Origin of the sequence: Rhodanobacter glycinis (assembly GCF_900114325.1) — a bacterium.
GTDB classification, from domain to species: domain Bacteria; phylum Pseudomonadota; class Gammaproteobacteria; order Xanthomonadales; family Rhodanobacteraceae; genus Rhodanobacter_A; species Rhodanobacter_A glycinis.
Genome location: NZ_FOSR01000007.1, coordinates 198,109 through 205,551 on the forward strand (window position 1 = coordinate 198,109; position 7,443 = coordinate 205,551).

The following is a 7,443-nucleotide window of genomic DNA, read 5'->3' on the forward strand; positions in this document are numbered from 1 at the left end:
ATGCCCTTCAAACGACCCGGTGTGCGCTACAGCGAATCTCCCGTACCCGCTACGCCGTATCAGGCCGCAGCGCAGGTGTGGGACGAACGCATCGGCAGCGCGCGCGTGCAGGCGAAGAATTGGCGGTTGATGGCCTTCGGCTGCCTGGGGCTCGCGCTGCTGATGGCCGCTGGCCTCGTCTGGCAATCCGGCCAGTCGCGCGTCACGCCCTACGTGGTCGAGGTCGATCACGCGGGTGAGGTACGCGCGGTGGGCGCAGCGGTGACGCCCTACAAGCCGACCGACGCGCAGATCGCCTGGTACCTGGCGCGCTTCATCACCGACGTGCGCGCGCTGTCGATCGATCCGGTCGTGGTACGGCAGCACTGGCTCGAAGCCTACGGTTACACCACCGACCGAGGCGCAGCCACTTTGAACGACTACGCGCGCGCCCACGATCCGTTCGCCCACGTCGGTCAGGACTCCATCTCGGTAGACGTGACCAGCGTGGTGCGCGTCAGCGATGCGTCGTTCCAGGTGCGCTGGACCGAGCAGCATTACCACGAGGGCACGCCCACCGGCATCGAGCAGTGGACCGCGATGCTCACCCTCGTCATGCAGACCCCGCGCACCGAACTGCAGGTGCGCCGCAATCCCCTCGGCATCTACATCAATGGGCTGTCCTGGAGCCGCGACCTGGACGCGCCCGAAGGAGCGAAGAAGTCATGAAACACGTCATCACCGCCCTTGCGATCGTCGGTTTATCGAGTGCGCTTGCGGGCTGCGCCACGCAGGGCAGGCCGCCGCCGTCCATTTCACTGGACGAGTCCGTGAAAGCCGAGCCGCTGCCCGAGCCGGCGAAGCCCGTCGCGGTCGTGGCGGTGCCCAAGCCCTTGCCGTTGCCGGGTCAGATGAAGCCCCTGCCGGACGCCGCGGATGCCAAGCCGCCGTCGGTGCCTGCCGATCCGCAGTCGCGTGTGGAGCAGGCCAACGCCGAGGCCAGCGTGTCGCCCACGCGCGAGGGCTACATCAACGCGATCCAGGTCTGGCCGTTCTCCGACGGCGCGTTGTATCAGATCTATACGAGCCCCGGCCGCGTGACGGTCATCAGCTTGCAGCCGGGCGAGGCACTGGTGACGGTCGCCGCCGGCGATACCGTGCAATGGATCGTGGGCGATACCGCGAGCGGCAGCGGTGCGAGCCGGCGCGTCGCCGTGATGGTCAAGCCGGTGCGCACGGGCATCACGACGAACCTCGTCATCACCACGAGCCGGCGCACCTACCTGCTGGAGCTCACGTCCACCGCGAAGGCGTGGATGGCGTCCGTGTCGTGGGAGTATCCGAAGGACCAGATGCTGGCCTTGCAGGTCCAGGCGCAAGCCGCCGAGGCGCAGGCGCCCGCCGCCGAAGGACTGTCGCTCGACCAGTTGCACTTCCGCTACGCGATCACGGGCGACAGCCCGCCGTGGAAGCCGGTACGCGCGTTCGACGACGGGCGGCACGTCTATATCCAGTTCCCGGCTGGCATCGCGCAGGGCGAGTTGCCGCCGCTGTTCGTCGTCGGAGCGGACGGCAAGGGCGAGCTGGTGGACTACCGGTTCCACGCGCCTTACGACATCGTGGATCGCCTGTTCGGTGCGGCCGAGCTGCGTCTGGGCGGCGACAAGGCCGCCGTGGTGCGCATCGAGCGCACCGATGGCGTCGCGGCAGGAGCCGGTCATGGACACGACTGATCGCGCTGCCTCGTCTGCGCCGAAGGTCGCGCCCGAGGGTGTCGCGCTGCGTGCCGCGCCGCGTCCGGTGACGCGGCTCAACCGTCGCACGCTGGCGATATCCGCCACGGTGCTGGCGGCGGTCATTGCCGGCGCGTCGATGTGGGCACTGCAATCGAAGGGGCGGCGCGGTTCGGAGGATCAGACCAACCTGGTCAACGTCGATCGGGTCGCCCGGGCCGATGACCTGGACCAGTTGCCGGCTGACTACTCGAAACTGCCGGCCAAGCCGGTACCGGCCGCCAGCGTGCCGCAGCTCGGGCCGCCGCTGCCAGGCGACTGGGGTGCGGCTTCGGCTGCGCCACCGCTGCCCAGTAGCGCAACGAATCCCGGTCCATCGGCCGAGAGCGTGGACCGGCAGCGCCAGGCCGAGGAAATCGCGCGCTCGTCGGTGTTCTTCCGCACCAGTCATACAGCCGGCAATGCCGAGGCGGCTGGGATGCCGGCGAATGCCGTGTCGGGGGCCAACACCGCGGCCGGCGCGTTCAATCCGGTGGGGAACGGGTCGGCGTCGACGGCTGCACAGCCCAACGATCCGACGACGATCCAGAATCGGCAGGACCAGAAGGAAGCGTTCCTGGCCAAAGGCGGCGATGCCGCGACCCGCAATGCCGGCACCCTGCAGGCGCCGGCTTCACCGTACACGGTGATGGCCGGGACGATCATCCCGGCGGCGCTGGTGACGGGCATCAATTCCGACCTGCCGGGGCAGATCATCGCCGAGGTCACCCAACCGGTGTACGACACCGCGACGGGTCGCTACCTGCTGATCCCGCAGGGCTCGCGCCTGATCGGCCGTTACGACAGCCAGGTGGCGTTCGGGCAGCGGCGCGTGCTGCTGGTCTGGCTGCGACTGGTGCTGCCCGACACCTCGTCGATCGCCCTGGACAAGCTGCCCGGTATCGATCCGGCCGGCTATGCCGGCCTAGAGGACGGGGTGGACTGGCACTGGGGTCGCATCCTGGGTGGCGCGGCGCTGTCCACGCTGCTCGGCGTCAGTTCCGAGCTGGCCGTCTCGAACGAGGGCGACGTCAACGGCAACGCGGTGATCGCCTTGCGCGACAGCGCGCAGGACACTGCCAACCAGGTCGGCCAGGAGTTCACCCGGCGCAACCTGAGTGTCCAGCCGACGCTGACCGTGCGGCCTGGGTTCCCGGTCAACGTGATGGTGAACAAGGATCTGGTGCTGCGGCCGTACCAGCCGCTTTTTGTCCAGGGAGGGCCGATGCCATGAGCACGTCCCCGAAAAAACTGCGGCTTGGCCCGTTACCTCGGACGGAGGTCGTAAAAGTCACCTTTGCCTGCGCGGCGGCGCTCAAGGTGGAACTGGAACGCTACGCAACGATGCACGGGCAGACCTATGGCGAGCCGGTTGATGCCGTGACGCTCATCCCACACATGCTCGAAGCGTTCATGGCACGGGATCGGGGGTACAGACGGGCGTGCGCGATCAAGACGCGTGGCGGGAACACATGAGTTGCCGGGAGAAGACCATGGAAGAGAAAGCTGCCACCGCAGACATGCTGCCTGGCACCGGCTATCTGCGTCTGGCGCAGATCATCGGGAGGCCGGCGACGAGGGGGCGGCCGGCAACGCCACCGATCATCCCGGTGTCGCGATCCACCTGGTGGGCAGGTGTCAAATCCGGTCGTTACCCGCAACCCACCCACGTGCTGGGGCCACGAATCACGGCATGGCGTGTGGAAGACGTGAGGTCACTGATCGAACAGCACGGCATCATGCGCACTTTGCGGTAGATCGCCGGCCGATCACGATCGTCCGTGGTGGAAAGAAGGTGGGGCCGTGGGTAGCGTCAGTCACCTGGTCGCGCATCGGCCGAAGGGTCCCACGCCTCTGTCCGGCGCACTGGATACGCACCGCTGGATTTTCATTGAGACCGATTTTGAAATAATCATCAGTGAACTCCTGTGAGAGGATCGGCCCGAGAGGAGATGGCGAGGCGCCGAGCGATCCGGGTTGGTGCCTTTGCCGGCATCCGTATCGACGACATTCCTGAAACTGTTGTGTACCGGCAACAGTGCCAGAGCCCTAGCGAGCGGATGCCATGAGCCAGAAGGTCAGTCGTGAGACTCTCTATGACGAGGTGTGGGCGGATCCGGTGACGGAGGTGGCCAAGCGCTACGGACTGTCGGATGTCGGGCTGGCCAAGCTCTGCAGGACGATGGGCATTCCGCTGCCGGCGCGCGGGTACTGGGCGAAGGTGCGGGCCGGGGCAAAGCCGCAGCGCACGCCGTTGTCGACGCATGGCCGTTATCGGCAGGCCGCCAGCCTGACGCGCCTCGACCCGGAAGCAGTCAAGGAAAAAGATGAGGTCAGGCGTCGTGTGCGGGAAACCAGGCAGGTGATCGAGGTTCCCGCCGGCCCCATCGATCGGCACCCGTTGGTGGTGGCGGCAGGCAAGCGGCTGGCAAAGGGTGACGTCAAGTTGGAGAAGGGGGTGGTCTCGGCGCCGGCCGAAGTCCTGCATGTCGAGGTGTCACGCGGTTCACTGGACCGTGCGCTCGATTTGTTCAATGCATTGATCCTCGAGTTCGCCAAGCGTGGTTCCGCGGTGGAAGTGGATCCGGAGAAGAAGCGCACCGTGCTGACCATCAAGGGCACCCGGGTGGAGCTGAGCCTCACCGAGCGTGTCAGGCGCAAGGAACATGTGGACACCCCGGAGGAAACGAAAGCCAAGGAGCGCTACTGGAAACTGTCCCATTACGCCCGGGGTGAGTATCCGGGGACGCCGAGATACGACTATCTCGCGACCGGCATCCTCACCATAACGGCCGGGCGATGGCCGGCCCGAAGCTGGAACGATACGGAACGCACGCCACTCGAACGGCGATTCCCGGAGGTTGTTTCCGGCCTCATTCTCCTTGCCACGGAAATCCGCGAACGCGAGGAGCATCAGGCGAGGGAGGAGGAGCGACGGCGCCTGGCGAAGGAGCGTTACGCCCGGATCATGGAACAGCGCAAACGGGAGCGCGGGCTGTTTGAAGCTCTGGAAACCGAGGCGACGAAGTGGGAGCGGGCAACGCGCCTTCGTGCCTACGTGGATGCCGTCGAACACGCGGCGACATTGAAAGGCGAGCTTACCGATGAGCTGGTGGACTGGATCGGCTGGGCCAGGGCCAAGGCCGACTGGCTGGATCCGATGATCCCCGTCTTCGATCTCATTCTGGATGCTCCGGAGCCGGAGAAGCCGGCTTACTGGTGGTGATGGAGGGGGATCGAGCGTGTGCCATGGCTTCATCAGTACGGGTGAGGGGCGATGCCAGGGAGCACGGATGGACAGGATTTCGAGGGACTGGATTCCATCGAACTGACTCCTCTGGGGTTCCATCCGATTGCCATGTTTTGTATCTCGTGGGCTACAGGATGGCTGCTCGACACGGCTCCTGTAGCCTTTGGGCTACGAGGAGACTTGACGTATTGTGTCCCTTGGGCTACAGTTTACCCATGTTCTCTCGTCCATGCTGCCCAGAGGCTACAAATGACGATGCTCGCGAACGTGGCTGAATTGCTGAAGCAGGTGCGCCGGGAAGCCGGGCTCTCCCAGGAAGAACTGGCGAGCCGGGCCGGGGTGGCTCGCACCACCGTGGCGCGCATGGAAACCCTGGCCAAGGGGGACATGAGCGTGTCCGCCCTGGTACGGCTGCTGGAGGCGGCCGGTTACGACCTGAAGGCGGTCAAGCATGGGCATGCCAGGACGCTCGAAGACATCCTGGCCGAGCAGCGCCGGGGAGACGGTGCATGAGGCTCGATGTCCAGGTGCTGGGGCGCAAGGTGGCGCAGCTCTATCGCGAGCGCGACGAATACGTCCTGCAGTACGACGCAGGTGTGGCGCCGACGGATTTCGTCAGCCTGACCATGCCGGTGCGCGAACAGGCATGGCGCTGGCCGCGCGACCTGCATCCGTTCTTTCGGCAGAATCTCCCCGAAGGGTATCTGCTCGGGGTCATCCGCGAGGCCTTCGGTCCCTTGCTCGACGGCACCGACTTGTCCTTGCTGGCCGTGGTGGGTGGCATGGGCATCGGGCGCGTGACGGTGACGCCGGAAGGCGTGCCGCCCGGCACGGACCTGGCGCCCTTGCACGTCGAGGAACTGCTGGCGGGGGACAACACGGCCGGGCACTTTGCCGAGCTCGTGCGCCGGTATGCGCGGGCAGCCATCTCCGGTGCCGTGCCCAAGTTCATCGCACCGGAGTCGGACGGTGACGAGGCCATGCCGCTGGGCAAGCCGACGTTGCGGACCAGCCGTCACATCATCAAGGGCTCGGACGACAGCACACCGTATCTGGGCTTTAACGAGTTCTACAGCCTGCGGGTGCTGGAACGCCTGGGCGTCGTGCCGGTCGTCAAGGCGCGGATGTCCCAGGACGGCCGGGTGCTGGTCGTGGATCGTTTCGATGTCGACGCGCACGGACGGCCGCGCTACGGGCTGGAGGATGCGTGCGGCTTGCTGGGCCTGCCCCCGCACGAGAAGTACGCCACGACCACCGAAAAGGTGCTCAACGCAACCCGGGCCTATCTGCCCGCGGGTACGACGCGGGCGCAGCTGCTGCAGCTAGGGTGGCAGCTGCTGACCAACTACGTTGTGCGCAACGCGGACTGCCATGCTAAGAACGTGGCCCTGTACTACACCGCCCTGGCCGATGTGACCTATACGCCGGTCTATGACGTGGTGACCACGCAGGCCTATCCGCGCTACGCCACCAACCCTCCGGGCCTGTCCATTGAGGGGCGTCAGACCTGGGCGCCGGGCAAGTCGCTGGAGCGCTTCTTCAACACGCGCCTGGGCATCGCGCCGCGGGATTACGCGCAGATGGTGGAACAGCTGTGCGAGTCGGCGGTGGAGGTGGGCCGCGAGGTCATCGAAGCTGCGAAGAATGAGCCGCTGTGGCGAGGCATCGCCAAGCAGATGGTGCATACTTGGAACGAAGGGACGAACACACTGCGTGGTCCGAAGCGTGTTGCCGGGTATCGCGGACTGGATGCGGCGATCAGGGCCGCGGGGTTCTCGGATCCGGAGCCGCCGGAACCTTTCCGTGTGTCGGTGGGACGGTCGGAACTGCTCGCACCGCGACGCAAGCGTTGATTCCGCTGGAGTGGACACGGTAGAAATCATTCCTACAGACGCCGATCCATCACTCTGCATACCCCAATGGATTCCGCGTGGAATGATCGAGGTTGTGCGTATTGCCGTATTGCCAGCGAGCTAGCACAGTTGACCAGGGCTGGCACAAGACTTGACCAGTGTTGCCAACTGGCTAACCACCTGGCTGGGGGTCACCGGTTGGGCACAATCGACCGGCAGCAGCCGACCCATAGCGGCCGGTTGGGCTCGGATTTCCTCTGCCCCCTCTTCAGAAACAGAAAAATAACCCCTTGTTTTGCTTGTCTGTTTCATGGGGCGGACGGAATCGGTACGAGGTTGTAGCCCATCATGGCAGCGCGCTTTTGGAGTTGATGTACCACGCGCTGCTGATGCCGCTCCTCGTAGTAGGTCTGCCCCTGATCGACGTAGGCCTCGCCCTTGGTCAGCAGGGTGTAGATCAATCGCGCCAGCTTGTGCGCCGTCGCGGTGATGGCTTTGGCTTTCTCCACCCGCGCCAGCATGCGCCGGTGATACGCTCCGAGCGCGGTCTGGCTGCGGCGTAAACCCATGGCCGCCATCCGTAACGCCT

The 7,443-nt window shown here is 65.7% G+C and carries 8 protein-coding genes and 1 pseudogene; 8 read left to right on the top strand and 1 reads right to left on the bottom strand.

What is annotated here, in order from left to right:
* The 8 genes from trbF (at position 1) to BMY90_RS09850 (ending at position 6,854) form a co-directional block, all read left to right on the top strand.
* Positions 1 to 708, top strand: a complete 708-nt coding sequence (gene trbF / locus BMY90_RS09815; RefSeq protein WP_092703607.1) for a conjugal transfer protein TrbF — start codon at positions 1 to 3, stop codon at positions 706 to 708.
* Positions 705 to 1,712 carry a P-type conjugative transfer protein TrbG gene (trbG, locus tag BMY90_RS09820; RefSeq protein ID WP_092703609.1) on the top strand — a complete coding sequence of 336 codons (1,008 nt, stop codon included), beginning with the start codon at positions 705 to 707 and terminating at the stop codon, positions 1,710 to 1,712. The genes trbF and trbG overlap by 4 nt, the downstream gene beginning before the upstream one ends.
* A complete protein-coding gene (locus BMY90_RS09825) occupies positions 1,699 to 2,985 on the top strand; it encodes a TraB/TrbI/VirB10 family type IV secretion system protein (protein WP_217638568.1) in 1,287 nt (428 codons plus the stop codon). The genes trbG and BMY90_RS09825 overlap by 14 nt, the downstream gene beginning before the upstream one ends.
* The gene (locus BMY90_RS09830; RefSeq protein WP_092703613.1) at positions 2,982 to 3,227 is read left to right on the top strand and encodes a DUF2274 domain-containing protein; all 246 of its coding nucleotides are present in this window, start codon (positions 2,982 to 2,984) and stop codon (positions 3,225 to 3,227) included. Before BMY90_RS09825 ends, BMY90_RS09830 begins: the two co-directional genes overlap by 4 nt.
* 17 nt (positions 3,228 to 3,244) lie before the next feature.
* Positions 3,245 to 3,508, top strand: a complete 264-nt coding sequence (locus tag BMY90_RS09835) for a helix-turn-helix transcriptional regulator (protein WP_245735001.1) — start codon at positions 3,245 to 3,247, stop codon at positions 3,506 to 3,508.
* A gap of 308 nt (positions 3,509 to 3,816) precedes the next feature.
* Complete coding sequence (locus BMY90_RS09840) at positions 3,817 to 4,977, top strand: hypothetical protein (RefSeq protein ID WP_092703615.1); 1,161 nt, start codon at positions 3,817 to 3,819, stop codon at positions 4,975 to 4,977.
* A gap of 273 nt (positions 4,978 to 5,250) precedes the next feature.
* On the top strand, positions 5,251 to 5,514 hold the full coding sequence (locus BMY90_RS09845) for a helix-turn-helix transcriptional regulator (protein ID WP_092703617.1): 264 nt from the start codon (positions 5,251 to 5,253) through the stop codon (positions 5,512 to 5,514).
* Between the two features lie 14 nt (positions 5,515 to 5,528).
* Positions 5,529 to 6,854 carry a type II toxin-antitoxin system HipA family toxin gene (locus tag BMY90_RS09850; RefSeq protein ID WP_217638569.1) on the top strand — a complete coding sequence of 442 codons (1,326 nt, stop codon included), beginning with the start codon at positions 5,529 to 5,531 and terminating at the stop codon, positions 6,852 to 6,854.
* Between the two features lie 308 nt (positions 6,855 to 7,162).
* Here the strand turns inward: BMY90_RS09850 and BMY90_RS09855 are convergent.
* Positions 7,163 to 7,443: pseudogene (locus BMY90_RS09855) on the bottom strand (IS110 family transposase); the annotation flags it as partial.